The organism is Moraxella sp. CTOTU47915 (assembly GCF_031986685.1).
Classification (GTDB): Bacteria; Pseudomonadota; Gammaproteobacteria; order Pseudomonadales; family Moraxellaceae; genus Faucicola; species Faucicola tetraodonis.
In genome coordinates this window covers 130351-156909 of sequence record NZ_DAMAAE010000002.1, presented here as the reverse complement: position 1 = coordinate 156909, position 26559 = coordinate 130351, and the positions used below count along the sequence as shown (strand labels likewise).

The 26559-nt window shown below is 43.3% G+C and carries 23 protein-coding genes and 1 pseudogene; 17 read left to right on the top strand and 7 right to left on the bottom strand.

The window, feature by feature from the left end:
- Window positions 1–106: 106 nt before the first annotated feature.
- A complete protein-coding gene (locus tag RTL34_RS02890) occupies window positions 107–379 on the bottom strand; it encodes an HU family DNA-binding protein (RefSeq protein ID WP_007116691.1) in 273 nt (90 codons plus the stop codon).
- Between the two features lie 448 nt (window positions 380–827).
- On the opposite strand from RTL34_RS02890, the gene RTL34_RS02885 reads away from it, so the two are divergent.
- From RTL34_RS02885 to fdx, 8 genes and pseudogenes are all read left to right on the top strand, one after another.
- Window positions 828–1490 carry a hypothetical protein gene (locus RTL34_RS02885; protein WP_312114451.1) on the top strand — a complete coding sequence of 221 codons (663 nt, stop codon included), beginning with the start codon at window positions 828–830 and terminating at the stop codon, window positions 1488–1490.
- A gap of 206 nt (window positions 1491–1696) precedes the next feature.
- Window positions 1697–2128, top strand: a pseudogene (locus RTL34_RS02880) (Rrf2 family transcriptional regulator); the annotation flags it as partial.
- 179 nt (window positions 2129–2307) lie between these two features.
- Window positions 2308–3525 (top strand): IscS subfamily cysteine desulfurase, encoded by a 1218-nt coding sequence (locus RTL34_RS02875; protein WP_312114449.1) that lies wholly within the window; start codon window positions 2308–2310, stop codon window positions 3523–3525.
- Between the two features lie 84 nt (window positions 3526–3609).
- Window positions 3610–3993: a Fe-S cluster assembly scaffold IscU gene (iscU, locus tag RTL34_RS02870; protein WP_050324430.1), complete on the top strand. Its 384-nt coding sequence runs from the start codon at window positions 3610–3612 to the stop codon at window positions 3991–3993.
- Between the two features lie 108 nt (window positions 3994–4101).
- Window positions 4102–4422 (top strand): iron-sulfur cluster assembly protein IscA, encoded by a 321-nt coding sequence (gene iscA, locus RTL34_RS02865; protein ID WP_065252641.1) that lies wholly within the window; start codon window positions 4102–4104, stop codon window positions 4420–4422.
- A gap of 51 nt (window positions 4423–4473) precedes the next feature.
- Window positions 4474–5106 (top strand): hypothetical protein, encoded by a 633-nt coding sequence (locus RTL34_RS02860; protein ID WP_065252642.1) that lies wholly within the window; start codon window positions 4474–4476, stop codon window positions 5104–5106.
- Window positions 5107–5282: 176 nt separating this feature from the next.
- Window positions 5283–7241 carry a Fe-S protein assembly chaperone HscA gene (gene hscA, locus RTL34_RS02855; protein WP_312114446.1) on the top strand — a complete coding sequence of 653 codons (1959 nt, stop codon included), beginning with the start codon at window positions 5283–5285 and terminating at the stop codon, window positions 7239–7241.
- A 39-nt stretch (window positions 7242–7280) separates the two neighbouring features.
- Window positions 7281–7619 carry an ISC system 2Fe-2S type ferredoxin gene (gene fdx, locus RTL34_RS02850; protein WP_036597564.1) on the top strand — a complete coding sequence of 113 codons (339 nt, stop codon included), beginning with the start codon at window positions 7281–7283 and terminating at the stop codon, window positions 7617–7619.
- 131 nt (window positions 7620–7750) lie between these two features.
- Here fdx and RTL34_RS02845 read toward each other — a convergent pair whose 3' ends face one another.
- Window positions 7751–9619: a SurA N-terminal domain-containing protein gene (locus RTL34_RS02845; RefSeq protein ID WP_312114443.1), complete on the bottom strand. Its 1869-nt coding sequence runs from the start codon at window positions 9617–9619 to the stop codon at window positions 7751–7753.
- Window positions 9620–9812: 193 nt separating this feature from the next.
- Window positions 9813–11468, bottom strand: coding sequence for an ATPase (locus tag RTL34_RS02840; protein WP_312114441.1), 1656 nt, complete (start codon window positions 11466–11468; stop codon window positions 9813–9815).
- A gap of 222 nt (window positions 11469–11690) precedes the next feature.
- Here RTL34_RS02840 and RTL34_RS02835 point away from each other — a divergent pair, with 222 nt between their 5' ends.
- The 4 genes from RTL34_RS02835 to RTL34_RS02820 all read left to right on the top strand — a co-directional run bounded on the left by RTL34_RS02835 (window position 11691) and on the right by RTL34_RS02820 (window position 16000).
- Window positions 11691–12389: a DUF8198 family protein gene (locus tag RTL34_RS02835; protein ID WP_099808023.1), complete on the top strand. Its 699-nt coding sequence runs from the start codon at window positions 11691–11693 to the stop codon at window positions 12387–12389.
- A gap of 85 nt (window positions 12390–12474) precedes the next feature.
- Window positions 12475–13506, top strand: a complete 1032-nt coding sequence (ubiE, locus tag RTL34_RS02830; protein ID WP_312114438.1) for a bifunctional demethylmenaquinone methyltransferase/2-methoxy-6-polyprenyl-1,4-benzoquinol methylase UbiE — start codon at window positions 12475–12477, stop codon at window positions 13504–13506.
- 55 nt (window positions 13507–13561) lie between these two features.
- Window positions 13562–14203: a ubiquinone biosynthesis accessory factor UbiJ gene (locus tag RTL34_RS02825; RefSeq protein WP_312114437.1), complete on the top strand. Its 642-nt coding sequence runs from the start codon at window positions 13562–13564 to the stop codon at window positions 14201–14203.
- Window positions 14204–14335: 132 nt separating this feature from the next.
- Window positions 14336–16000, top strand: coding sequence for an ABC1 kinase family protein (locus tag RTL34_RS02820; protein WP_312114435.1), 1665 nt, complete (start codon window positions 14336–14338; stop codon window positions 15998–16000).
- Between the two features lie 4 nt (window positions 16001–16004).
- Here the strand turns inward: RTL34_RS02820 and RTL34_RS02815 are convergent, their stop codons facing one another.
- From RTL34_RS02815 to rubA, 3 genes are all read right to left on the bottom strand, one after another.
- Window positions 16005–16967: an alpha/beta fold hydrolase gene (locus RTL34_RS02815; protein WP_409455436.1), complete on the bottom strand. Its 963-nt coding sequence runs from the start codon at window positions 16965–16967 to the stop codon at window positions 16005–16007.
- Window positions 16968–17059: 92 nt separating this feature from the next.
- Window positions 17060–18511, bottom strand: a complete 1452-nt coding sequence (locus tag RTL34_RS02810; protein WP_312114431.1) for an NAD(P)/FAD-dependent oxidoreductase — start codon at window positions 18509–18511, stop codon at window positions 17060–17062.
- A 20-nt stretch (window positions 18512–18531) separates the two neighbouring features.
- Window positions 18532–18696, bottom strand: a complete 165-nt coding sequence (gene rubA / locus RTL34_RS02805; protein ID WP_036589380.1) for a rubredoxin RubA — start codon at window positions 18694–18696, stop codon at window positions 18532–18534.
- A 377-nt stretch (window positions 18697–19073) separates the two neighbouring features.
- Here rubA and RTL34_RS02800 point away from each other — a divergent pair, with 377 nt between their 5' ends.
- Window positions 19074–19610, top strand: coding sequence for an adenine phosphoribosyltransferase (locus RTL34_RS02800; protein WP_312114429.1), 537 nt, complete (start codon window positions 19074–19076; stop codon window positions 19608–19610).
- A gap of 115 nt (window positions 19611–19725) precedes the next feature.
- Here the strand turns inward: RTL34_RS02800 and RTL34_RS02795 are convergent, their stop codons facing one another.
- Entirely contained in the window at window positions 19726–20664 is a 939-nt protein-coding gene (locus RTL34_RS02795; RefSeq protein WP_312114427.1) for a transaldolase, read from the bottom strand.
- A 407-nt stretch (window positions 20665–21071) separates the two neighbouring features.
- Here RTL34_RS02795 and pheA point away from each other — a divergent pair, with 407 nt between their 5' ends.
- From pheA to RTL34_RS02775, 4 genes are read left to right on the top strand one after another with little or no spacing between them, the layout of a single operon-like run.
- Window positions 21072–22172 carry a prephenate dehydratase gene (gene pheA, locus RTL34_RS02790; protein ID WP_188874286.1) on the top strand — a complete coding sequence of 367 codons (1101 nt, stop codon included), beginning with the start codon at window positions 21072–21074 and terminating at the stop codon, window positions 22170–22172.
- A gap of 54 nt (window positions 22173–22226) precedes the next feature.
- Complete coding sequence (gene hisC, locus RTL34_RS02785) at window positions 22227–23312, top strand: histidinol-phosphate transaminase (protein ID WP_144917646.1); 1086 nt, start codon at window positions 22227–22229, stop codon at window positions 23310–23312.
- A 4-nt stretch (window positions 23313–23316) separates the two neighbouring features.
- Window positions 23317–24219 (top strand): DMT family transporter, encoded by a 903-nt coding sequence (locus tag RTL34_RS02780; RefSeq protein ID WP_312114426.1) that lies wholly within the window; start codon window positions 23317–23319, stop codon window positions 24217–24219.
- Entirely contained in the window at window positions 24220–26454 is a 2235-nt protein-coding gene (locus RTL34_RS02775; RefSeq protein ID WP_312114425.1) for a bifunctional prephenate dehydrogenase/3-phosphoshikimate 1-carboxyvinyltransferase, read from the top strand.
- The last annotated feature ends 105 nt before the right edge of the window (window positions 26455–26559 follow it).

Sequence of the window (26559 nt, the reverse complement as noted above, 5' to 3'; positions counted from 1 at the left end):
TTTTTGCCCGGTTTTATAGTTTAGTTTTTATACTTAGCAAGGAAATTATAAGGCAATAAAAAAGCGTATTTAATTAAAAATACGCCTTTTTTAGATATAGGGTTAATTAGTTAACCATATCTTTTAAACTTTTACCTGCTTTAAAGCTTGGCACTTTGCTTGCTGGAATTTGAATTTCTTCTTTAGTCTGTGGGTTACGACCTGTACGTGCTTGGCGTTCTTTCACGCTAAACGTACCAAAGCCAACCAGTGACACGGTATCATTGGCTTTCATTGCTTCGCCAATCGTTGCAATAAAGGCATTTAATGCTTCAGTTGATTGGGCTTTAGAAAGACCACTTTTTTTAGCAATGCTATCAACTAATTCTGACTTATTCATAAGAATATCCTTCAAATTTTTAGGGATGAAAATAAACGTTATATATACAAAGCACACGCTTGGCAATTAATTAGGCTCAAAGCCTTAAGTATCAAGTGCTGCATAAGTAATTATGATTCGATTATAAGTAAACTCCAACGGCTTCACAAGCAGTTTAAGCATAATTTCTGTGGAATTAAGCATTGATTAACGTGTTTTTGCAAAATATAGCGGTTGGCACACCAAACGATAACATTTTATTTCAACAAAAACCGCTAAAAATTGATATATACAGCTATAGTGAGTAAAAGTGGCTAAGAATCAATCTCGCAATGATTTCTTGACTAATACTCAGCGCCTGACAGTGTTTTATACCAGACTTACAATAATTAATGTTATTAACAACCTTTTGAAGTTACACTATCGACAAATTACAAAACCCATATTTGATTAATTTTGTGGAAATTTAATGAACGATAATTTTCAAACTTCGACCAATGCCCCAAGCAATATAGCCACGACAGCGCTCAATGTTGTATTAGTGATTATTGAAACCTTGCTGACCCTGTTGCTACGTTTCGATGCAGATCTTCGTAAGGTTGTTTATCCTTTAGCCACTACCAATACCGTCGTCCGTATTCATGCTTATGTCCCAAGCGTCACTTTTTATGTGACTTTTACCGTTAACGGCATTTTGTTAGACAGTCAATTACAGCCTTCTCAGCAGGTCGATGTGACCATCAATGGCTTTACTTGGCAAATTGCACAGAATTTATTTACCAACCAGCCTAAAGCCATCGAGCAGCTACAAATCCGCGGCGAAGCACAAAAGATGGCAGAGGTGAAGGCTTTTTTACATCAAATTGGTATCAATCAGCTATTACAAGTCATCACAAAAGCAGTCAAAGGCGATAAAGACAAGCAAAAAACCAAAAAGCCTATCAAAACCGATGCTGACTACAAACAACAAGTTGAGACACTCAATAGCCAAGTCAACGCCGCAAATCTACAAAAAACAGTGCTTGAAGCACAAATTTTAGAATTAAACAGTAAAAATCAATGGATGAAACGCGCGGCAATCGCATTTTTTGTATTATTCGTTATTTGCGCGATTGGCTGGGCGGTAAAATAACAACCATTGCCTGCATTGCTTTGATAAAAGTCGCTTATCATTAAACAAATAAATCTGAGAAATAAATAAATCCGAGTGTTTTAGTAAGAATTAATCTTGACTAAAAGACTCGGATTTTCATATAATAGTCCTACCAACCATAAAACGTGTTTTCACAGCTTACTGTGCTTGAACGGATTTAAATTTTTAACTTAAGTGGGGCTACTATGCGATTGACAACCCGAGGACGCTATGCAGTGACGGCGCTGCTAGATTTGGCATTGCAAGAGCAAAAACATGAATTGGCTGTGTCATTGTCTGATATCGCAAAACGTCAAGAGATTTCTATTTCTTATCTTGAGCAGTTGTTTTCAAAGCTACGTAAAAAAGGGTTAGTCGTGAGCACTCGCGGTGCGTCAGGCGGTTACCATATTGCCAAACCCATCAATGAAATCTCGATTATGACCATTATTTCAGCGGTTGATGAGTCGGTGGATGCTAGAGCTTGCGAAGGCAAAGGCAACTGCCAAGACGGCGCCATGTGTTTAACCCATGATTTATGGAATGGCTTGTCAGAGCAAATTGAAAATTATCTGTCCACCGTGACATTAGATACGCTCATTAATCGTCAAATTATCCGTGAAATTTCTGAGCGTCAAATTTTGATGGTTGAAGACATGCAGGATAAAAATCAGTCTGCGGCAAACCCAATGACAGAAGCACCCGTATTACAACGGGCAAAGCATAGCACCACTAAAGTTAGTAATATTAGTAATAATCATTCATTAGCTGATAACAGCAAAACCTTAAAACAAAATTCTGGGGAGAATTTGTTAGCATGAATAAATTAGTCTATTTAGATTATGCCGCGACCACACCAATTGATGAGCAAGTCGCCCAAAAGATGATGAAATACATGACCTTTGATGGCGTGTTTGGTAATCCTGCCTCGCGTTCGCACGGGTTTGGTTGGCAAGCTGAGGAAGCGGTTGAAACTGCCCGTGAGCAAATCGCAGAATTAATCAACGCCGATCCACGTGAAATTGTATTTACTTCAGGGGCTACTGAGTCAGACAATTTGGCGATTAAAGGGGCGGCGCAATTTTATAGTGGTAAAGGTAAACATATCATTACCAGTAAAATTGAACATAAAGCTGTGCTAGACGTCTGCCGTGAATTAGAAACAGAAGGTTTTGAAATTACTTATTTAGACCCACAGCCAAAGACAGGTCTGATCACGGTTGACCAAGTGAAAGAGGCTATTCGTGAAGATACTATTTTAGTGACCCTAATGATGGTTAACAACGAACTTGGCACCCTAACAGATGTTGCGGCGATTGGTGAAATCACACGTGAAAAAGGTATTATTTTTCATGTCGATGCGGCGCAGGCAGCTGGTAAAACTCCGATTGATTTGGAACAATTAAAAGTTGATTTGATGAGTTTTTCTGCCCATAAAATTTATGGCCCTAAAGGTATTGGTGCTTTATATGTTCGCCGCAAACCACGTGTGCGTCTAAAATCTCAAATGCAAGGTGGTGGTCATGAGCGTGGTATGCGTTCAGGTACTTTGGCAACGCATCAGATTGTGGGGATGGGTGAGGCCTTTGCCATTGCGGGCAAACGTATGGCAGAAGATGAAGCCAGATTGACAAAACTGCGTCAACGCCTTTGGGATGGCTTAAAAGAGCTTGATGAAATTTATCTTAATGGTGACATGAATCACAGTATTCCAAACATCGTCAACATCAGCTTTAACTTTGTAGAAGGCGAATCGTTGATGATGTCATTGAAAGATTTTGCCGTGTCATCGGGTTCTGCTTGTACGTCAGCGACGCTTGAGCCTTCGTACGTATTACGCGCGCTTGGATTGTCAGATGAGCTTGCTCACAGTTCAATTCGTTTTAGTTTGGGTCGCTATACCACCGAAGAAGATGTTGACCATGCGATTGCTGAGATGCGAACTGCGGTTGAAAAATTACGTGCTTTATCACCGCTTTGGGACATGTATAAAGAAGGCGTTGATTTAAATAGTGTGGAATGGAACGAACATTAATTTGTATTAAAAATTCATTCAATTTAATTAATAATTAAAGATTAGTCAGTTACGTTTGACGTAACCAGCCAAAAGGAAAATGAAATGGCCTACAGTGATAAAGTGCTTGACCATTATGAGAATCCACGAAATGTGGGAAACTTAGATAAAGATGCCAAAAATGTCGGTACCGGTATGGTCGGTGCCCCAGCGTGTGGTGATGTGATGCGCCTGCAAATCCAAGTGGGTGATAACGGTATCATTGAAGATGCGCGCTTTAAAACCTATGGTTGTGGTTCAGCCATTGCCTCAAGCTCATTAGTGACAGAGTGGCTTAAAGGCAAAACCCTGGATGAAGCTAGCGCAATTAAAAACAAAGATATCGCAGAGGAGCTAGCCTTGCCACCGGTTAAAGTGCACTGCTCAGTGCTGGCAGAAGACGCCATTAAAGCAGCGATTGAAGATTATAAATCTAAAGCCAATGCTTGATTGATTGTGCGATTCTAAAAGTCTTATTGACTCATCCTCAATAAGACTTTGGCTCAGTTACTTAAAGTGAGTCGCTTAAAGATTGAAATTAGTAGATGGGGTAGTAAAGTGATTGAATTATCAAACGATGCAGCTCAACATGTACGCGATTTTTTACAAAACCGTGGTCATGGCGAAGGTATCCGTGTGGGTATCCGTACCGCAGGTTGTTCCGGTTTAGCGTATGTACTGGAATTTGTTGATGAGCCAGACCCTAACGACCAACGTTTTGAAAGCAACGGGGTTAGTGTATTTGTCGATCCAAAAAGCTTGGTTTATCTTAATGGTTTGAAAATGGATTTTGTCAAAGAAGGTCTCAATGAAGGCTTTAAATTTAGTAATCCAAACCAAAAAGGTGAGTGTGGCTGTGGTGAATCCTTCACCGTTTAGTTTGTAATATTTTTTTTCAGTATAGTGATGGCTCGGTAGGGGAAGTTGAAAATGGTTAATTATTTTGAGTTGATGAATATACCCCAACAATATCAAATTGATATCGCCAAGCTTCAGCAGACCCTTCGCCAACTTCAATCTAAGTTCCATCCTGATAACAATCTTGATGCGTCTGTAGCTGAGCAACACCTTTCGCTATCTGCTAATACGGATGGTTTTTTGCGTGAATCAATCGCCAAATTATCCGCACTAAAGCCTGAGCAAGCGTCTGCTATTATTAATGAAGCCTACAATACGCTTAAAAACCCTGATTCTCGCGCGTCACATTTATTGGCACTCAAAGGCATTTCGCAATCTATTAATCAGCCGATTCGTGATTTGGACTTTTTAGACGATGCCATGTCATTTCGTATCGATTTAGACGATGCTGATAGCCAAAGTATTACGCTACTTAGCAAAAAACTTACCGAGTGGCTAAATAATTATCAACTTGCCTTTGACGAAGTTTACCAAAAAATTGATAATTCAGCTGCAGCTGAGGCTAATGATGATGCCTTAACCAAACAGGCGATAGATATCATTCAAAAACTGCAGTTTTTGGTTAAACTGCAAGCAGATGTGGCAAAAACCACCGATGAATTAGCCAAGCAAAATTTTGATAATGATGACGATTTGTATGTGTAAATCATGATTAAAGGGTAAGTTGTCATAGCGTTTGTTAATTTATTTGGTTTATCATATTTTTAATTTATAATACCATCCGTTTTGACTTTCTATAAAGATACAAACTAAGCTAAAGATATAACCTAAGCTGGTTTTATTTTCAAATTATTTTTTCTTTTTTTTAATTGGTCCAATTTATGTCGTTATTACAAATCGCTGAACCCAATCAAAGTGCCAAGCCCCATGCGCATCGTTTTGCTTTAGGAATTGATTTAGGCACCACGCGCTCACTGGTAGCGGTAGTCCGTTCAGGTGAGCCACAAGTGATTGGCGATAAAGTTAGTGAGTGTCAATCTAATGACAATAACGCCAATGACAATGACGACAGTCAAATTGCTAATCAGGTAAAAGGTATCGATTGCCAAAAGCTTTTACCCTCGGTAGTGTATTTTGGCTTAGATGACAATGGCAATCCAGAAACTTTGGTAGGTAGTCATGCTGAAGCAATGGCAGAACAAGCGCCAAATCATACTATACGCTCGGTTAAACGGTTTATGGGTCGAAGCATCAAGGATATTAAGTTCAATCATCCTTATGAATTAGTCGGTGATGTCGATGTCATGCCAAGTATCCAAACCCCACAAGGTGCCAAAAATCCTGTTGAAGTATCAAGTATCCTGTTAAAACATCTGTATGAGCGGGCAAAATTGGCGTTACCTGACAATAGTATTGTGGGTGCGGTGATTACGGTGCCGGCTTATTTTGATGAAGCACAGCGCCAAGCGACCAAAGATGCAGCTAAATTGGCAGGCATTCATGTGATTCGCTTATTAAACGAGCCGACGGCTGCTGCGATGGCGTATGGGCTGAACCAAGCACAAAACGAAGCATATCATCTCATTTATGATTTGGGTGGGGGCACGTTTGACGTATCGGTGTTAAAGCTCAATCACGGTGTGTATGAAGTACTGGCAACGGGCGGTAATAGCGCACTGGGTGGCGATGATATTGACCGCCTGATTGCTAATTGGCTGATTCAACAAACAGGCTTGAATCCATCAACCATTGATAACCATCAAAAACAACTGCTAAACGTACAGGCTCGCACCCTCAAAGAACAGTTGTCAAAAGCAGACCAAGTGACTGCCGAAGTTTCACTGAACGGTCAAACTTTTGATATTGTGTTAACCCAAAGCAGTCTTCGTCAAATCATTCAGCCTGTGACCGACCGTACATTAGCGGTGTGTGCGCAAGTGCTACGTGATGCTGGACTTGAAACGTCCCAGCTTGATGAAGTGGTGTTGGTAGGTGGTTCGACACGAATGCCACTTATTCAGCAAATTGTGGCAGAAACATTTAATCAGCCGCCACTGTCACGCATCAATCCGGATGAAGTCGTTGCGTTGGGCGCAGCCAAATATGCCGATCAACTAATTGGACAACAGCAAAATACGGTGTTGCTGCTTGATGTCACGCCTTTATCCTTGGGGCTTGAGACCATGGGCGGTCTTACCGAAGTGATTATTCCGCGTAATACGCCCATTCCTGTGACGCGCAAACAGGTATTTACAACCTATCAAGATAACCAAAATGGTATGATTATCCATGTGGTACAAGGTGAACGCGATACAGTGGCTGACAACCGCTCGTTAGGGCAGTTTAAACTGACTGACATTCCGGCGATGAAAGCAGGGTTGGCGCGTATCGAAGTCACTTTTCAAATTGATGCCAATGGTCAGTTAACCGTCTGGGCTAAAGAGTTGACAACGGGAAAAGCAAGCCAAATTCAAGTCAAGCCGTCTTATGGGTTGTCAGAAGATGAGCAGGAAAAAATGCTCAAAGCAGGCTTTGATTTTGCCATGCAAGATCGACTGCAACGTAGCTTGATTGAAAGTCAAGTAGAAGCAAAACGAGAATTATTGGCGCTAGCATCTGCGCTTGCAGAATTTGGCTTTTTGTTAAGCGATGAGCAGAAAAATACGCTGCAAACCTCGATGGCTGATGTTCAACAGGCGATTGATGGTGCTGAACAAGCCCAGTTAGAAACAGCGAGCGCGCAGCTAAAAGTTCATAGTGATGATTTTGCTGCACTTATCATGAACCAAGCGGTCAATGAAACCATGAAAGGCACTTCAACCGCGGATTGGTCAAATTAATTTTGAATACATAAGACTATTAATCGTTAAGAGATTGCTATGCCAAAAATTACTGTATTACCGCATCACCAAATTTGCCCTACTGGCGCAGAGATTGAACTCAATGAAGGCGATAATCTATGCCGTGGTTTGCTAGAAAAAGGCGTGAAAATTGAGCATGCTTGTGATATGTCAAAAGCTTGTACTACTTGCCATGTTATCGTGCGAAAAGGGTTTAATAGCTTGGAGGAAATGGACGATATCGAAGCTGATTTGCTAGATCGTGCTTGGGGGCTAGAGCCAGATTCAAGACTGTCTTGCCAAGTCATCATTGAAGATCAAGATTTGACGATTGAAATTCCAAAATATACCATCAATCACGCCTCTGAAAATCATTAATACCAACCGATAAAAAAAGGCTTACTAATCATGGTTAGTAAGCCTTTTTTGATGGCGCTACGTATCGCTAAACACTCTTTATTGCTAGAACAAGGCGCTGACTCATTCAGCGCATATGTATTCACAGCATATTATGGCGCAGCAGTCTGCGGTTTAACCGTGACTTTAGTGATGGATTTTAAGTATGCTAAATAATCCTCAAACTGAGACTGACCGATATTTTCGCGCACGATTTGGGCAGTTTGTTGTTTGACTTCGGGTGTGATTTGCGCGTTGTCATTGCTAATAACCCCACCAACAATCACGCTCGCACCCGATACAGTAGGCCGCGTCATGACCGCTAGTTGATTGTTCACAGCAGGTTGACTAAATGCCACACCACGCTCGTCATCGCTGAGTTTGCTATCTTGACGAGTCACAATCCCCAAATCTTGGAATGGTGCACCCGCCGCCGCAATTGAATTGGCTTGTTTGACTTTGGCAGCGATGGCATTGGCCTCTGCCACGGCTAAACTTTTTGCTTTCTCTTCAATAAGCTTGGCTTTGATAACCGGCTCAGCTTCTGCTTGTGTCATGAGTTTGCTAGTGCGGTGATTGGTTGATTGTAACCATACCACTTTATCAGAGACATCTATGCCGACTGACACACTGCCTTCTTGCAGCGCGAGTGGCTCAAATGCTGCCGCTACAATAGCAGGTTGATTGAGAGCGGAAGAGTTATTGGTTTTAGGGTAGTTTTTAATCGATTTGGCGGTTAATTTATAGCGATTGGCAAGCTCGGTGATAGTAGCGCCAGCGACTGCGTCATTGTTGATTTTACCAATCAAATCTTGATAGGCGGCTTCGCGCTTTTGCGCCATAATTTGTTGGGTTAACACAGGCGTCAAGCTTTCAATGGTTGGTGGGGTTTGACCATTGATTTTTACCAATTTAAATAAATGATAGCCATAGTTGGTTTTGATGGGGCCGGTGACTTGACCGACCTTTAAAGTCTTGATTTGGGTCATGATGGAATCATAATCATTGGGGAACATCGATTGGGTAATCGGACCGATGTTGCCGCCATCATTTTTACTGCCTTCATCTTGCGAGTACTGTTTGGCAAGTGCCGCAAAATCCGCTTGGTTGGCATCAAGCTTACTTTTTAATGAGGTTAAGGTGGCTTGTGCTTGATCGCCATTCATTAAAATCATTGCCAATTCGTATTCGGTCTGGTTGTTGCTATTTTTCAAATAGCTTTGATATTGTTGCTGCAATTCCTGAGCTGTTGGGGCAGCAACAGGCAGGGCATTTTTATTGAGTTCTAAATAAGTTAAATCCACCATGTCACTAGATTTAAGTGTCGCTTGGTTTTTTTGATAATAACTTGCAATCTCTTGCGGCGTCACTTGTACCTGCGGCGCAAAGCTGTGCCAGTCCAAACGTAGCACTTGCACAGGGCGCGACTCAGACTGCATTGACATAAGTTTATCAATGCTTCCTTGCGCAAAAATCCCTGTATTAATGATACCGCGGCTAAAGGCAGTCACTAACAAGTCTTGACGAACCGAATCAAATAATTGTTCTTTGGTCATGCCGCGACTGGTTAAATAGCTAGCAAACAATTCATTAGAAAATTTTCCGCTAGCGTCTTGAAAGGTTTTTTCAGCCATCAACATTTGGGTGATGGTGGCATCTGACACAGTAAAACCAAGCTGGTTGGCTTGGTTGATAATCAAATAACGGTCAATCAAATTGTGCAGCATTTGCTCACGTAATTTATCGCTATTAAGTAGGCTTGCATCGCCATTCACTTGCTCAAGCAACGTTTCGCGGCGATTGTTAATCATGGTTTGCAAGGTAGCATTATCGACATTTAACTCTGCAACTTTGGCGACAGCATTGGGGTCATCTCCGCTACGGACAATTGACTCAAACCCCGTGATGGCTAAAGGAAGTAAAAAAAGAACGAGCAAGGCTTTGCCCATCCAACCTTTCAAAAAATTGCGTAAAGATTCCATATTGCTCACTTGCAGTTTAGATGGATTTATTAAGGATAACTAATCAGGCTAAATAATCAAATCAAACACGATATTATAGGGGAACTGTCCACCAAAATCATTATCTTTCATCAAGTTGGGTAGACAGTTTTAAGATATAGCAAAATAGTAAAAAGGCACACTGTTAACAATTTATAAATTTTTAGATAGCGCTTTATAAATTTTTCGATAGCTCGGAAATAATAGCATCAAGGATTTTGAGTCTCGCGGTATATTTATCATCGGTAGCAATCACATACCAAGGGCGTTTTTTATGGTGAGTCAAATGAATCATGTCGGAAGCGGCTTGCACGTACTCATGCCATTTGGCGCGGTTACGCCAATCGTCATCGGTAATTTTAAACTGCTTATTGGGCGTCTCTTCACGCGCCTTAAAGCGTTTAAGTTCTTCTTCTTCACTGATAGCGAGCCAAAACTTGACCACAATGGCATTGCTCTGTACCAAGTCGTTTTCAAAGCGATTGATTTCGCCATAAGCACGTTGCCAGTCTGCCGCTTTTGCAAAGCCTTCAATACGCTCAACGAGTACCCGACCATACCAACTACGGTCAAAAATGGTCACTCGGCTATTATGTAGGCGTTGTTTAAGTAAGGCGACGCATTTATTGCGTTTGAATTTTTGCGATAAATACACTATATCCACATCTGCCATTTCATCATGGGGCAGGCGCGTCCAAAAACGCCACAGATAGGCGTGTTTTAATTCATCTTCGGTTGGTGCAGAGATAGCGTGGATGGTAAATTCACGCGGGTCGAGTGGGGCAATGATGCGGCGTATCGCACCGCCTTTGCCTGCCGCATCCATACCTTCAAAGACAAAGATGATATGGCGCTGACCTCGCTCACGAATCAGTTCAGCGAGTATATGTTGTTTGCTATGTAGTTGTTTTTTATAGTCTGCTTTTGCTAATGCTTGGGATTGGACGCTAACCAACTCATTAATCAGAGGGGTGGGTTTAAAAGGCAGCGGGTTGGGTTTAACAGGATTTTCGTCCGTTTTAAGGTGAACCGATTTATCAGTTTTTGCTCGGTTGTCTTGGTCATCATCGGCTGCAGCTAGTTGGTTCATGGTTTGCAGCGCTGCTAATACAACATTCGCAAATTGGATGTTTGAGGCATCAATATCCTGTCCATCTATGTGGTGCCAGCTTGATTGTAACCCCATCAGTCTGCTGCTAAAGCGTTTGAAACGTTTCACGTCTTTTTTTCGAAACCAATCTAAATGGTACAACTGCTCAGGGTCAGGCTCTTCATCGGTCAAGCGTTTTTTTAGCGTTTTATTATCGACCCAAAACAAGCACTTGACGATATCGGTGTTGTTATTGACCAAATCTTGTTCAAACGCCTCAATGTCTTCAATCATTTGCTGTAAGCGCTGTTCATCTATATCATCGCCACAGTCAAACACATAACGAATCAAGTCAGCGTACCAGTTGCCAAAATACACCGCAATCTCACCCTTTCTAGGCAGTTGCCATGTGTGACGTTGCCAAATAGGTTGGTAGCGGCTAGGATGCTGTCCCATGGTGGCGTGAACCTTGATATAGCGTGCGTCCATCCATTCGGTTAGCGCTTTAACCGCTTCGCCTTTGCCCGAATTTTCCATACCATTCACCAAGATTAGTAGCCCGCGCGAGTTTTTGCCAGCCCGTTGCTCGCGTAGGGTGGTTTGCGCGGTAATCAGGTCAAAACTTAATTGGTCTTCAAGCGTTAAAGATGAGGTGTTTTTTTCAAGTTTGGTTACTTTATCGGTGGGTTTAGAAGCGGCTATATCGTTGTTTTTGGAATTGCTGGTGCTGTGTATTGCCATGTGTCCTGCTTAGGGGAATACCCGAAATGATAGGGATGAAGTTTTTATTTTTCTAAAAGATAGCAGTTAAAGCACAGTTGAACAATTTACGATTTGTATTTTTGCTGGATTTACATTAAGGTAATGCGGCACAGAACTTCATTTTACTGTGGGTTTATACAATGGATAAACTGCAGTTTCTCTGTTTTGAATTTAAAAATTTTGCAAAAAAATCGAGGCCCTATGAGCAGCTTAAGCCAATTAGAACAAGATTTAAAACAATTCCGCGCCCTTCCATACCACAGCGATACCCAGTTAGCGCAAAAACTCAGTGAAGTACAAGCCTGGCAACGCGGTCGTATTCATAAAACCCACCAAGCTTTATTTGCCAGCGCCAACAACCATGCGATGGGGGAATTTTTAATTGACCAACTATATGGGGGCGAAAAATTCAACGTGCTCGCTGAACAGCTAGAGCGCATGGTGCAAAAGGCTGAAAAACTAGAAAAATTTATCCCTGCCAATGCCGTGAGCACAGGGGCAGCCGGTATCATCGAAGCGATTAACGCCATTAAGCTTGATCTGCAGCTTGCTCAGTATTTACAAGAAAATCATTTATCCGTGGATGAGCCATCCATGATTAAAGCCTATCGGTCCGTGAATGCAGAGTCGGCAAGACGCCAGCAGATGGCTGACCTCAAGCAAATGTGCTATCGCACGGATAAATATCTTAAATCATTTATCTTACAAAAAGCATTTTCACTCGCCAAAGGCACAGCGTACAAAAAAGGCTTTCAGCCGTTATATGACTTTATCGCTGAAGGTTTTGCTGCCATCAAACCGATTAAAAGTATTGGCGCATTTATTGAGCCATTTTGTGAAAAAGAGTTGCAAATCATTACCAATGTGCATGCTGGCAAAGAACATCCTTTTGATGTTTAATGATAAAATAGAAAAAAATTTGCACCAACTTTGCGCTTTTAACTTTGCCAAGTTTTGATTGGCGATGACCTCACTAGGAAACCACATGAACGACAATAACCATAATTCAATCCAAGACAGCTTGGTAAAAGACAGCCTCCAAGCCAATGACAAGCTCAATAGCCAAGTACAACAGTCACTGACAGCTGACACCACCATCAACCGTCAATTTACTGGCACAGCTGATTTGCCAGAATCTGTGCCGCAAGGTCAGCAGCTCACTCGCCCTGCAACCGCTACCCCAAATGACGCTATCCCCAATGAGTCGTCAGCGCAATCCCATAGCGGTTTTGATAAATCAGCTATCTACAATCCGCATACCGAAGCCACTGATGGCAATGAAGAAACTCATTTTGGCTACAAAACCGTCAAAAAAGCTGAAAAACAACAAAAAGTAACAGAAGTATTTACCTCTGTTGCCAAAAAATACGACATCATGAATGATTTAATGTCACTGGGTATTCATCGTCTGTGGAAACGCTATGCCATCAGCCTAACGGGCGTGCGTGCAGGTCAACGGGTGCTAGATATCGCAGGGGGCACAGGTGACTTGGCAAAAGCCTTTAGTAAAGAGGTGGGTCGCACAGGTCATGTGGTATTATCCGATATCAATGAAGCGATGCTAGAGGTTGGTCGTGAGCGTCTGCTCAATGCAGGCTGTAGTAATGTCGACTTTGTACTAGCCAACGCTGAGACGCTGGCACCATTTGAAGATGAAAGTTTTGATTTGGTGACCATCAGCTTTGGGCTACGCAACGTCACCGACAAAGACGCGGCACTGCGCTCGATGTATCGGGTGCTCAAAAAAGGTGGTCGCTTGTTGATTTTGGAATTTTCAAAACCTGTGTTTGAGCCATTTGGTAAAGTCTATGATTTGTACTCGTTTACCGCATTGCCACTCATGGGTAAATTGGTGGCGAATGATAGCGAAAGCTATCAGTATTTGGCAGAGTCTATCCGTATGCACCCAGACCAACGCACCCTAAAAGGCATGATGGAAGACGCAGGCTTTGTCAATTGTGACTATCACAACTTAACAGGCGGTATCGTGGCGGTACATCGTGGGTTTAAAAAGTAACTGATGGCGAAAAATATAATAGCTCACTGAAATTTATATACTAAAAGAGAATCAGATGTTTACTGTATTACTACTCGCAGGTATTGAAAAAGTGGTTAATCTAGCGATTGCCACTGACCCCATCACCCAAGCAGGTTTACAACCGTTATCGGGTAAAGTTTTGCGCCTAGTGATGGCAGAGCCAGCCATTGAATTTGATACGATTTTTAATGATGACCACATTCGCTTTGAACCTGTGACGGTTGATGTTTTTGAGCCTAAAGGTAGCGCTGTGGTAAGCAAACCTGATTGTGTTGTCAAAGTAGACAATCCTGTGCATTTGCTCAATTTGATGGGTGAACCACAAGGCAATCTGCCGATTGAGGGCGATTATAAAGTGCTGATGCAAGTCAAACAGTTGGTCGCTGGGTTTGACCCTGATATCATTGGTAAACTGCAACCGCTGATTGGTCTGCCGATGGCAAGTCAATTGTCTAATCTGTTAGCCAACCTAAAAGGCACAATCGCTGCACCTGCCAAAGAGATGTTTGCCGATATTGCCAATATCAGAGAGTGGAAAACCAACGGTGCAAATACTGATGACAATACAGGCAATGAGTTAAAACAACAGCTACTAAAACTGCGGGCGGATATTGAACGTGAACAAGCCAGACTCGATGCCATCAAGCAACAGCAAGCGGCTTTATTGCAAAAGTAAATTTATTGCAAAATTCGCTTTTGCACAATCAAAATGACGGGTTAAATCCCCGTCTTTTTTTTAACCATTAAAAAATTGCTTATATCATGCTAGAATTCCCACCATTGATAAGCTTTCTAACGAGTTGCCAACGTGTTACTAAATCATCGCAAACGTCTTTTACAACTGTGGCGCATTGCCGCTCATTATCGTGTTGATACGCATCTACCTATTGAAGAGACGCCGCAGCTTGAGCCCATTGCCAAACTTATCCGTATGCACCCTGCCAGCTATTTTCAAAAACCGCATCCAGACGGGGTTAGGCTGGCACTTGAAGAGATGGGCACGCTGTTTTTAAAATTAGGGCAGCTGCTTTCCACCCGTCGTGATTTGGTTACCCCTGAGATTATTGAGCAGTTGGTGCATCTGCAAGACAGGGTAAAGCCCTTTAGTGTCGATACGGTTATCGAGCAAATTGAACAATCGACAAAAAAAGGCGGTTTGGGGCAATCTATCAATCAGCTATTTGCTAGATTTGATGGCATACCGTTAGCCGCGGCATCCATCGCCCAAGTACACACCGCACGCCTGCATGATGGGCGTGAAGTGGTGGTTAAAGTCGTTCGCCCAACCATCCGTGAACAGATTATTGAGGATTTTGAATTATTGCGCGACTTGGCAGGGTGGGCGTCAGCACGGATTGAAGCGGCGCGTGCCGTACATATTATCGATATCGTTGAAGATTATCGGCAAGTCTTGCTCAATGAGCTTGATTTAACCCTTGAAGCTGCCAATACCACCCAAATGCGCAACAACTTTTTGGGTTCATCGATGATGTATGTGCCTGAAGTGTATCAAGCGAGCAAAAACATCATGATTATGGAGCGCATTGTTGGGGTGCCGATTTCGCAAACCCAAGTATTTGATGCGCTTGGATATGATAGGGCGGCACTTGCGGCAAAAGGATTAACGATTTTTTTCACCCAAGTATTTAGGGATAATTTCTTCCATGCCGATATGCACCCAGGCAATGTGTTTGTTGAAACGCTGCCCGCCGATACCCCAAATCCCAATCCCCGTTACATCGCTCTTGATTGCTCAATCGTGGGCGAGCTGTCTAAAGCTGACCAAATGATGGTGGCAAGGCTTTTATTATCGGTGATGAACAATAACTTTACCGGTCTAGTGGATATTATCGCGCGGGCAGGCTGGATTCCACCCAATACCGATAAATACGCCCTCATGCGCGATATGCGCCGCACCGTGTCACCGATGATTAGTAAGCCAATCAACGACATTGATTTTGCAGGTGTGCTCATGTCGGTGCTCGATATTGCGCGTCGCTATCATTTGGATATACCGCCGCAATTAATGCTACTGCTTAAAACGCTAGTGCATGTGGAAGGTTTAGGAAGGGATTTATACCCTGAGCTTGATATCTGGTCGCTCGCCAAACCGATTTTGACAGGCTGGGTGAAGCAGCAATTTGACCCGATTCAAAAAATTGGCGAGCTACGCAAGCAATTACCTGAACTGTTACTGAGTCTCAATGACATGCCACAATTGCTGGATAACAGTTTGCAAAGTCTGTCAAATTTGGGTGGCCACCAAGACCAGCAGCTGCGTGAAATACAGCAAATTCGCTCAGATATGCTCAAAAGTCGTCAGCAGGATTGGCTTGCAGTGCTTGGGTTTGTGGGTTCGTTATTTATCGCGCAAATGATTGCCAGTCATGCCGTCTGGCAGGTGAGTAGTTGGCTTGCACCAATTTTTTATGTGATTGCCGTGCTGTTTGTATTGTGGCGGTTGTTAAATTAGCGACTTAAACATGCTTCATATAATGATCGGTTAGCAGTTTGACAATCGTAGGGATAAAGGGTTTTGCCAAATCATGTCCCATATCCTTTATCAAATGAAACTCACTGTGCGCAATCGCTTTGGCAATCGCCCGACCATGCGCCGGTGGCACCAGTCCATCTTTTTCCCCATGAATGATAATAGTTGGCTGTTTGATTTTTTGGTCGAATTTAACAATAGAGCCAGTGGCTAATATTGCTTGCAGCTGCTGAAGCGCGCCACGTGGGTGATAACTACGTTCAAACCGCAAACGAATGAGTCGTTCTACTTCCTCTTCATCCACATGATTGGGTGAGCCGATACGCTGCATACACCACACGCCATATGCGACTACGTCATCAATTTGGGTGGTTTTGGGATGTGACAGTAGGGTTTGTAGCTGCTTTGGCTTGGTGGGTGGTAAAAATGGCTTGTTATTACTGGTAAACATGAGACCCAGTGTCGACACGCGTTTTGGGTATTTGGCAGCCAAAATTTGCGCAATCATCCCGCCCATAGATGCCCCCACCACATACACATTGTTCAGTGCTAACTTATCAAGCAAGCGGCGGGTATCTTCAACCATGTCAAATAAGTTATACGCCACAGGAAAATGACGGTTCGTCAAACCCACTTGCATACGCAGCATCATTTTGACATTGTTGATAGGAAAACGGGGGAAGGGTCGGGCGATTTTTGATGATAGCCCGATATCACGATTGTCAAAACGAATCACAAAAAAGCCTGCGTCAATCAAGCCTTTGACAAAACTATCGGGCCAAAACACCAACTGCGAGCCTAAGCCCATGATCAGTAGCAAGGGCGGATGATCAGGATTGCCACCAACTTCAACACACAGTTGTAATTCATCACCGATATCAATTATGGCACTTTGCATAAAGTCCGTAATCACTGAGGGTTCAAAATTAAATTTGGCTAAATCCATAATTTATTCCAAAAATATCAATCTGCTAGTGGGATGTTGAAAGAACTTGCCGCATTAGATGACCCGTTGCACGAGTGTGGCAACTAAGATAGTTACTAAGACAGCCAATCCGCCACTTGCTTGGTTAACGTTAAGCGCTGTTTTGCTGCTTCTTTACCGGCTAATACAAACCCTAAAATGCTATGAAGATCATCTTTTGGATGGGCGATCATGACCATGCCATCAGTCGTTGGGGTCGTTTGCCAATACACTTGATCGTCACTGTACTGCCCTGATACGGGTAATACCACCAAAGGTAAACTAGGTGTTTTGATAGCCACCGGCATGGCAGGATACGCCACTTTAGTCGGCGCCATGTTAGGATCAGCCAGGGTTTTTGCCAACGCTTTGGCTTGGTTCATCAATGGCATGACATAGGGCATATAGCTACCCATCACGTTGGCACAATCGCCAATGGCATAAATATGCTTTGCCGATGTGGCTAGGTAGGCGTCGACCTTGATGCCTTGCTGCACTGTTCTTGGTAAATGGGTTGCTGTAGGATTGATGTGCTGTGACGATGCTATGGCAATGTTCGCTGATGCGGCAAGGTCAATATTAGCCACCAAACCAATCGCTATCAAAACAATATCAGCCTGAAAGGTTTGTGATTGCTTATCCCTGTCAAACGAGATGGTCACGGTTGCATTATCGCTTGTTTCAATATTTGTAGTAATATTTTTATTAAGGTTTGTCGTGATACTGGTGATATCAGTGCCTAAATAAAATGTCACCCCTGACTGAGTCAAAGCGTCTTGTAGCATGATACCTGCTTGGCTAGGTAGCTGCTGAGCCAGTGGGCGTGCCGCTTTATCAAAGAGAGCTACTGTGATGTCAGCGGTCTGGTTAGCTGGATTTTGACCAATCAAATCATTAGCAAATTCACAACCAATCAACCCTGCACCAATAATCGCTACCTTAATGGGCGCTGATTTTTGAGATTTTAGGGTGTTTAGACGCTGCTGAAAGCTTTTGTAATCATCTAAATGATTGACGGCAAAAATGGTTTGGTGATTGATAGCTAGATTGGGTAACAGTCTAGAATGCGCGCCTGTCGCCAATACCAAATCTCGATATGCAAGCGTTATTTGAGACGCTTGATTGGTTAACGAGCGAACCACAATGACTTGTTCATCGGTATTAATATCAGTGACTTGATGAAAATTTAATAGGGTCAAGTTTAATGTTTCTGCCATTTTTGCCGCGCTCGCATTGGCAATGCTATCGGCAAGTTTGTTTTGCGCATAGGCATTTGACAAGGTTGGCTTAGCATAGCTATCACCACTGTCTTGACACACCATGACGATAGGCAAGCTAGTCGTTAGCTTTCTGAGCTCACGCGCTAGCGTATAGCCCGCCATCCCTGAACCAATAATGATTACAGGTTGTGGTTGTGTATTTGACAGTTGCGCAATAGGCGCGTCATTTGAACTGATACTGTCTAAGCTTATACTATTGTCACTGGCACTATCGACACTCGCACTATCGACATTGTTAGTTGATTGCATGATAAAACCCTATTTATTTATTATAGTTCAATCATTTCAAAGTCCACTTTGCTAACCCCACATTCAGGGCAAGTCCAATCTTCGGGAATATCTTCCCAGCGTGTGCCCGGAAGGATGCCTTCTTCTGGGCAGCCCAATGCCTCATCATACACCCAACCACACACGATACATTGATATTTTTTCATTGATAACTTTCCCTATATTAGTGGTAACTTTTGCTATTGAAGATAAGGATAAAAATTGCAATTACAATGCCGAGCAGTATGTTAACCATGCAAAACTCACGCAATCATCTAAAATTTAACTTGCGATAGTTTACAAGTATGCACTGAAACAAGCAAGCCAATGACAGACAACATTCAATCCCATATCGTAAATCTTTAAATCAGTTTGCCCAAGCCTAGCCTATTAATATGGTTAAAGTAAATACTTAATGCCATCCATGACCTTGATTGGCTCAGCAGGAAAAAATTGCTAGAATGAGGCACGCTTGAGCAATTTTTATTTAATTTTTACTTAATACTTAATTTTACTTAATTTTTTACTTAACTGGGTCAATCCTATGCAATCGACTATCACCCCTGATTCAACACACCCATTTTGGCAAATCATCAGAGTGGTACCTGATTTTCCCAAACAAGGCATTGCGTTTTATGATATCACGCCATTATTGCGCGCTCACGTCAATGCGGTAATCGATGCGTTACTGGCAGCGATACCACAGCCAGTATTTGAGGCGGTTGATTGCTTTGGCGCCATTGAAGCGCGGGGGTTTATTTTTGCTAGTCTGTTGGCGGGTCGGACAGGCAAAGGCATGGTATTGGTACGCAAGGAAGGCAAGCTGCCACCGCCTGTGGCGAATAAAAGCTATGCCCTAGAGTATGGTAGTGATACTTTAGAGATGCAGGCGGGACTTGCGCCGGCGAATGTGTTGTTGGTGGACGATATATTGGCGACAGGCGGTACTTTGAGCGCCGCGGTGGGGCTTTGTGAAGCCGCAGGGCATCAGGTGTTAGGCGCACTTGTACTGCTTGATTTGGTGAATTTGCATCAACCGCTAGATATGCCACTTTATACCGTGTTGCAAGCTAAAGGTTAGTGGGTTGGCATGGGGCTAATCATGATTAAAGGACATGATTAGCCGCTAATAAAAATTTAATGAACCAAGCTTTATTCATCAAAGTTTTAATGAATAAAGCTTTAATTAATAACGCTTAATTAACCAAGCCTCTCAAGGTTTGCTCTAACGCTTCTCGAGCTTGGATAAAGCCTTCAATACCAGCAGATAATAACGCTTGGCTGATAGGATCAAGCGCATGTTGTTCGGCAAATTGTGTCTCATCGAGGGTTTCTTTTTTGAGGTCAACAAATTGCATATCGGGAAATAGCTGACGCTCGACTTTGACGTCCATCGTGGCAAGTTGGTCTAGCAAATCAGGCGCAATCGTTAATAAATCACAACCCGCCAATGCCAATATTTGCTCAATGCTGCGAAAACTCGCGCCCATGATTTGGGTGGTGTAGCCATGCTGTTTGAAGTAATGATAGATAGTTTTGACTGAGCTCACGCCTTTATCACGGCTGATTTCGATGCTATCGAGTCCTTCGTCTTTTTTCTGCCAATCCAAAATCCGTCCGACAAATGGCGAAATCAAGGTAACATCGGCATCGGCACAGGCTTTGGCTTGGTGCAAGCCAAATAGCAGCGTCACATTACAATGAATACCTTGTTGCTCTAGCGCTTTGGCGGCTTGAATGCCTTCCCAGGTGCCAGCGATTTTGATGAGTACGCGTTTTTTATCAATCCCGGCGGCTTCATAGGCTTTGATAAATTGCTGCGCTTTGACAATTGTGCCATCGGTATCGTAAGACAACCTTGCATCCACTTCGGTCGAAACACGACCATCAATCAGTTTTAAAATTTCGGTACCGATATAAATGGTGAGCTCATCAATCACCGCATCGATATCATTGGGGTGTTTTTTTAATGTCTCAATTAAAATAGGCTGCATTTGTGGTGCTGACAGTGCCTTGGTAATCAAGCTTGGGTTGGTGGTCGCATCGACTGGTTTTAAGCGGGCAATCGCTTGCAAATCCCCAGTATCTGCCACAATGGTTGTCATCATTTTTAGTTGGTTTAAGCTGCTAGTCATGTACTTTCCTAAATGTCAAATTGCTGCATGTCTCTGATAACCTATCACGGACAAAATAGTATAGTTTCATTCAATGTTGTTTAACCTATGTCAAAAGCTATCACAAAAATTGTGACGATCGCTAGTTTTTTTTCTATTTTGCAAGTATTTGTTAAGCACCAAGCAGAAAAATCCAATTTTTTTTAGGGTATGCCAAAAATATTGTGTCTATATCACTATTTGTGATGAAAAAGCGCCGAGCGAAACTCGATTAACAGGCGTGATTTGTGCTAGTATTAGGCAATTTCTGCTATAAAGCCATTTGGTAACTTTGTATATTTCAAGGTATATTTCAAGCTAGGCTGCCTGTGATTTATGACCCTCAATCCTATCGCGCAGGTCAGTGTTGACTGTTGAGTTGTAATTTTATGAATGAACAAACGATGAGCAATGATGAATTAGTTGGACTTCGCCAAAAAATCGATGAAGTGGATGAAAAAATCCAGCGATTAATCAACGAGCGAGCAGGCTATGCGGTGCAAGTAGCCAAAGCCAAAAAGACGCAAGAGGACAATCCGATTTTTTATCGCCCAGAGCGAGAAGCGCAGGTGCTAAAAAAAGTGATGGCGCGTAATGAGGGTCCACTCCCTGCCGATAAAATGGCACGTTTATTCCGCGAAATTATGTCAGTGTGTTTAGACTTAGAAGCCCCACAAAAAATTGCTTATTTGGGCCCTGCAGGCACCTTTACTCACATGGCAGCGCTAAAGCATTTTGGTAAAGCCGCCACGACCGTGCCGCTATCGACCATTGCTGATGTGTTTCGTGAAGTGGAAGCCGGCTCTGCGATGTATGGCGTCGTCCCTGTGGAAAATTCGTCAGAAGGCGTGGTCAATCATACCCTTGATGGTTTTTTATCGTCCGATCTGAAAATCATTGGCGAGGTGGAATTACCGGTGCATCATCAATTTTTGGTGGGTGAGCATACCAAAGTGGGCGCGATTTCAAAAATTTATGCCCACAGCCAAGCGCTCGCCCAATGCCGCCAATGGTTAGATACCCATTATCCCAATGTCGAGCGTGTGGCAGTCTCTAGCAATGGTGAAGCGGCGCGGCGTATCAAAAATGAGTGGCACTCAGCCGCCATTGCAGGGGAAGTGGCAGCAAGCGAATATAATTTGCACAAACTATTTGAAAATATCGAAGATACCCCGTCCAATACCACACGTTTTTTAATCATTGGCCGCGAAGCAGTAGCGCCGTCAGGTCAAGATAAAACCTCGATTTTAGTGGCAGCCAAAGATCAGGCGGGCGCGCTGATTCAAATACTGCAGCCACTCGCAAAACATGGGGTGTCAATGACCAGTATCGAAACCCGCCCAGAGCGTCCAAACAAATGGGCTTATGTGTTCTTTATTGATATGCTTGGTCATATTGACGATGCCAATATGCAAGCCGCCCTCGCTGAGATTCGCCCGCAAGTCAAAGATTTACGGGTATTAGGCGCTTATCCAAAAGCGGTGATTTAACCGTTTTTGGCAATAAAATTTTATCAGTATCAATCATCAACTAAAGGTTTTGATATGACGATCCAATCGGTCAATCACAGTATTGAGCAGTTAAAAGCTTATGAAATGGATAAATCCAATGAAGAGCTGACCCGTGAGTATGGCTTGGGTGACATCGTCAAATTGGCGAGCAATGAAAACCCAACGGGCTGCTCGCCACACGTGACCTTGGCCATCACGTCAAAACTGGGGGAATTATCGCGTTATCCCGATGGCGCAGGGCAGGGGCTTAAACAAGCCTTAGCTGATTTTTTGGGCTGCGAAACAAAACAAATTGTGTTGGGGAATGGCTCTAATGAATTACTCAATAACATTACCGCAAGCTTTGCCGATGGCGATGATGTGATTGTGTATTCTCAATACGCGTTTTCGGATTACGAGTTGGCGTCTTTGGGTATTAGTGAGCGAACCCAACAAGTCGCTGCCAAAAATTTTGCTCATGATTTGCCTGCGATGCTTGAGACGGTCAATCAAACTGCCAATTGTAAAATGGTGATTGTCACCAATCCCAACAACCCCACAGGCACCGTGCTCGCCAAAGATGATCTGATTAAATTCATCAAAAAAGTGCCATCGGAGGTGTTGGTGGTGATTGATGAAGCTTACATCGAATTTGTGCCAACGCTCAGCTGTGTAGATTTGACCCAAGAGTATGACAATGTCATTGTGCTACGTAGCTTTTCCAAAGCTTATGGACTGGCAGCCCTGCGCATTGGTTATGCAGTAAGCAGCGCAAGCATTGCCGAGATTTTAAATTATACGCGTCAGTCGTTTAATACCAGTACATTGGCGCATGCCGCCGCCACAGCAGCGATTAAAGACCAACATTTTATTAACCAATATTTGGCGTTTAACCATGAGCAAAAACAAGCCCTGTATGATGGCTTGGATAGCTTAGGTGTCGTCTATGTCAAATCGGCTACCAATTTTGTGATGGTTAATGTCGGCGATGGCATGGATATCTACCAAACATTGATTGAGCAAGGCGTGGTAGTGCGACCGATGGTTGGGTACGGTCTGCCAGCTTGGATACGCGTGAGTGTGGGTTTGCCTGAAGAAATTAACCGTTTTTTAGATACGTTGGCGCAGGTATTGAGCTAGGCCAATGTTAGAAAAAAAGTTAGAAAAAAATCGTGAAGTATTTTGGCATTTTTTAGCGTTATTTGTGGTCATCGTTTGGGGAACAACATTAGCAAGCACCAAGGTGCTGCTGGCGGATATGTCACCCATTCAGATTTTGCTGTATCGGTCGTTATTTGCCTATGTGTTATTGTTTGCCATGTCACCTAGACTGCAAACCTTTAGTAGTGCAAAAAACGAAGTGTTGTATTTCTTGTCGGGGCTGTGCGGTATCACCTTGTATTTTTTGCTAGAAAATACCGCATTACTATATACCTATAGCAGTAACGCGGCGCTGTTAGTCACAGCATCACCTTTGTTTACGGTGCTGATTGCCAGTTTTATCATTAAAACGCATGCCTTTAGCAAGTTGCTATTGATAGCCTGTTTGATGGCGTTGGTTGGCGTAGCGTTGGTACTGGCGAATCAGCCGATGAGTTTAACCAATGGCATGCTAGGTAATATTTTGGCGCTATTAAGTGGGTTGGCATGGTCATTTTTTGGGTTTGCTAACAGTGCCATCAAAGATGAACTGAACCCGATGGTACGCATGCGTAAAGTGTTTTTGTATGGCATAATCACCGCGTCGCTGTATATGCTTGTGACAGGTGAAGCCTTTATCAATCTTCATGCGTTTACACCCATTAATCTGGCAAATTTGCTGTTTTTAGGGGGTATCGCTTCAGCCTTGTGTTTTGTGTTATGGACCAATGCCAATAAGCATTTGGGGGTGGTAAAAACCTCGCTGTATATTTATTTTATTCCGTTCATTGCGGTATTGTTGGGTGTGGTTTTATTGGGTGAAACAATAACCATCAGTACTATTTTGGGTGGGATTTTGATTGCGTTGGCAGTCTTTTTAGCAAACTATAAAAAATCGGTAAGTTAAATGTTTGAAAAAGTGTGTTTTATTGGGCTAGGGCTCATCGGCGCGAGTTTGGCACAAGCCATACGTGATAAAAAATTGGCCAAATCAATTGTGGCGGTTAGCCGTTCACAATCAACCATTGACAAAGGTATCAACTACGGACTGCTTGATGCAGGATTTGATGATGCTGCTCTTGCGGTGCAAGGGGCAGACTTGGTGGTGATAGCCACGCCGGTACAGGCGGTCAAAAAAATTTTTGAACAAATCAAACCCTTTATTACCGATAAAACCATTATCATGGATGTGGGCAGTACCAAAGGCAATATCATTGCAGACGCCAGCGCGGTATTTGGTGAGGATATGCCCAAAGGTTTTGTGCCTGCCCATCCGATTGCAGGGGCAGAAAAATCAGGGATTGATGCGCGTAATGCCAAACTATTTGATAACCATAAAATCATCCTAACGCCGCTAGATACCACCAGCAAACAAGCGGTTAAAAAAGTGATTGCGTTATGGGTGCAGACTGGCGCAGAAGTGGTGACCATGCCAGCGGATTATCATGATAAGGTGCTCGCGCGTACCAGTCATTTACCCCACTTGCTAGCCTACAATCTAGTTGCGCAATTAGCCAAGCACAACGACAATATGGATATTTTTCGTTTCGCGGCGGGTGGCTTTCGGGATTTTACCCGTATCGCCGCCAGCGACCCAACCATGTGGCATGATATTTTTTATGCCAATAAAACCGCGCTCCTCGATGCCATTGATGAATTTAGTGAGCAATTAAGCCAGTTGAAAGCAATTATCGAAACCAATGATTCTGAGCAGATGCTGGGTATATTGACCCAAGCCCAAGCCGCCCGACAACATTTTGGACATATGTTAAATAAAACGCCTTATTTGGAAAAACAAGCCATGAAGCAAACTTACGTTATCGCCCCAGCCCAACAATTTGAAGGCAGTCACACCGTCGCAGGTGATAAGTCTATTTCCCACCGTTCGATTATGTTTGGTTCGTTAGCCAAAGGTACCACCACGGTGACAGGGTTTTTGGAAGGTGAAGACGCACTCGCTACTTTGCAAGCCTTTCGCGATATGGGCGTAGTGATTGAAGGTCCTAACCAGGGCAGGGTAGTGATTCATGGGGTTGGATTACATGGGTTAAAACCCTCGCATGATCCGCTATACATGGGTAATTCAGGCACCAGTATGCGCTTGTTATCAGGTATTTTATCGGCACAAAAATTTGATTCAGTGATGACGGGCGATCCGAGTTTATCCAAACGTCCCATGGAACGGGTCGCTAAGCCTCTGCGTGAGATGGGTGCCAAAATCCAAACCACAGGCGAAAAAGGCACACCGCCGATTAGCATCACCGGTAATCAAACTTTAACAGGTATCCGCTATGAAATGCCGATGGCATCAGCGCAGGTGAAATCGTGTTTGCTGCTAGCAGGGCTATGGGCACAAGGCACTACCACGGTGATTGAGCCAGAAGTGACGCGCGATCACACGGAGCGCATGCTGACGGCATTTGGTTATCCTGTAACAGTGACAAAAGTGCACAATGGCAATCAAATTAGTGTGACAGGGGGCGGCGAATTAACGGCGTGTGATATTGCAGTGCCTGCTGATATTTCATCTGCGGCATTTTTTATGGTGGCAGGCGCCATCGCCCAACAAGGCAATGTGACCATCAACAAAGTGGGCATCAATCCCACGCGCACCGGCGTGATTGATATCTTAAAGCTGATGGGTGCTGATTTGACATTGACCAATGAAACCACCGTTGGCGGTGAGCCAGTTGCCGATATCGTGGTGAAATCTTCAAAGTTGCAAGGTATTGAGATTCCTGAGCACTTGGTGCCACTCGCCATTGATGAATTCCCTGTGCTGTTTGTGGCAGCAAGTTGTGCCACGGGTAAAACCGTGCTACATGGCGCAGCTGAGTTACGCGTTAAAGAATCTGACCGTATTCAAGTCATGGCAGATGGGCTAAAAACCTTAGGAATTGCCTGTACCGTACTCGATGATGGCATTGAAATTGAAGGTCGCGGTGATGTGGCACAGGTGTTTGGCGGTGGTGAGATTGAATGTCACCATGACCATCGCATTGCCATGAGTTTTACTGTGGCAAGTTTGCGCGCAAGCGATACGATTACCATTCATGGTACTGAGACGGTCAATACCAGCTTCCCTAACTTTGCTGAACTGGTCAATAGTGCAGGGTTGCAAGTTAAAGTGGTGACTGACTAAACCATAGGTGAGCTAAACTTGTATCACTGTCGCAAGTCTTTACATGGATGACATGAAAACTAAGATAGACTATGACTTTCTTAGTTTTTACTTTTTTATAAAAAA

Coding starts and splice junctions, on each gene's coding strand:
- RTL34_RS02890 (WP_007116691.1), bottom strand. CDS start 379: ATGAATAAGTCAGAATTAGTTGATAGCATTGCTAAAAAAAGTGGTCTT.
- RTL34_RS02885 (WP_312114451.1), top strand. CDS start 828: ATGAACGATAATTTTCAAACTTCGACCAATGCCCCAAGCAATATAGCC.
- RTL34_RS02875 (WP_312114449.1), top strand. CDS start 2,308: ATGAATAAATTAGTCTATTTAGATTATGCCGCGACCACACCAATTGAT.
- iscU (WP_050324430.1), top strand. CDS start 3,610: ATGGCCTACAGTGATAAAGTGCTTGACCATTATGAGAATCCACGAAAT.
- RTL34_RS02860 (WP_065252642.1), top strand. CDS start 4,474: ATGGTTAATTATTTTGAGTTGATGAATATACCCCAACAATATCAAATT.
- hscA (WP_312114446.1), top strand. CDS start 5,283: ATGTCGTTATTACAAATCGCTGAACCCAATCAAAGTGCCAAGCCCCAT.
- fdx (WP_036597564.1), top strand. CDS start 7,281: ATGCCAAAAATTACTGTATTACCGCATCACCAAATTTGCCCTACTGGC.
- RTL34_RS02845 (WP_312114443.1), bottom strand. CDS start 9,619: ATGGAATCTTTACGCAATTTTTTGAAAGGTTGGATGGGCAAAGCCTTG.
- RTL34_RS02840 (WP_312114441.1), bottom strand. CDS start 11,468: ATGGCAATACACAGCACCAGCAATTCCAAAAACAACGATATAGCCGCT.
- RTL34_RS02835 (WP_099808023.1), top strand. CDS start 11,691: ATGAGCAGCTTAAGCCAATTAGAACAAGATTTAAAACAATTCCGCGCC.
- ubiE (WP_312114438.1), top strand. CDS start 12,475: ATGAACGACAATAACCATAATTCAATCCAAGACAGCTTGGTAAAAGAC.
- RTL34_RS02825 (WP_312114437.1), top strand. CDS start 13,562: ATGTTTACTGTATTACTACTCGCAGGTATTGAAAAAGTGGTTAATCTA.
- RTL34_RS02810 (WP_312114431.1), bottom strand. CDS start 18,511: ATGCAATCAACTAACAATGTCGATAGTGCGAGTGTCGATAGTGCCAGT.
- rubA (WP_036589380.1), bottom strand. CDS start 18,696: ATGAAAAAATATCAATGTATCGTGTGTGGTTGGGTGTATGATGAGGCA.
- RTL34_RS02800 (WP_312114429.1), top strand. CDS start 19,074: ATGCAATCGACTATCACCCCTGATTCAACACACCCATTTTGGCAAATC.
- RTL34_RS02795 (WP_312114427.1), bottom strand. CDS start 20,664: ATGACTAGCAGCTTAAACCAACTAAAAATGATGACAACCATTGTGGCA.
- pheA (WP_188874286.1), top strand. CDS start 21,072: ATGAATGAACAAACGATGAGCAATGATGAATTAGTTGGACTTCGCCAA.
- hisC (WP_144917646.1), top strand. CDS start 22,227: ATGACGATCCAATCGGTCAATCACAGTATTGAGCAGTTAAAAGCTTAT.
- RTL34_RS02780 (WP_312114426.1), top strand. CDS start 23,317: ATGTTAGAAAAAAAGTTAGAAAAAAATCGTGAAGTATTTTGGCATTTT.
- RTL34_RS02775 (WP_312114425.1), top strand. CDS start 24,220: ATGTTTGAAAAAGTGTGTTTTATTGGGCTAGGGCTCATCGGCGCGAGT.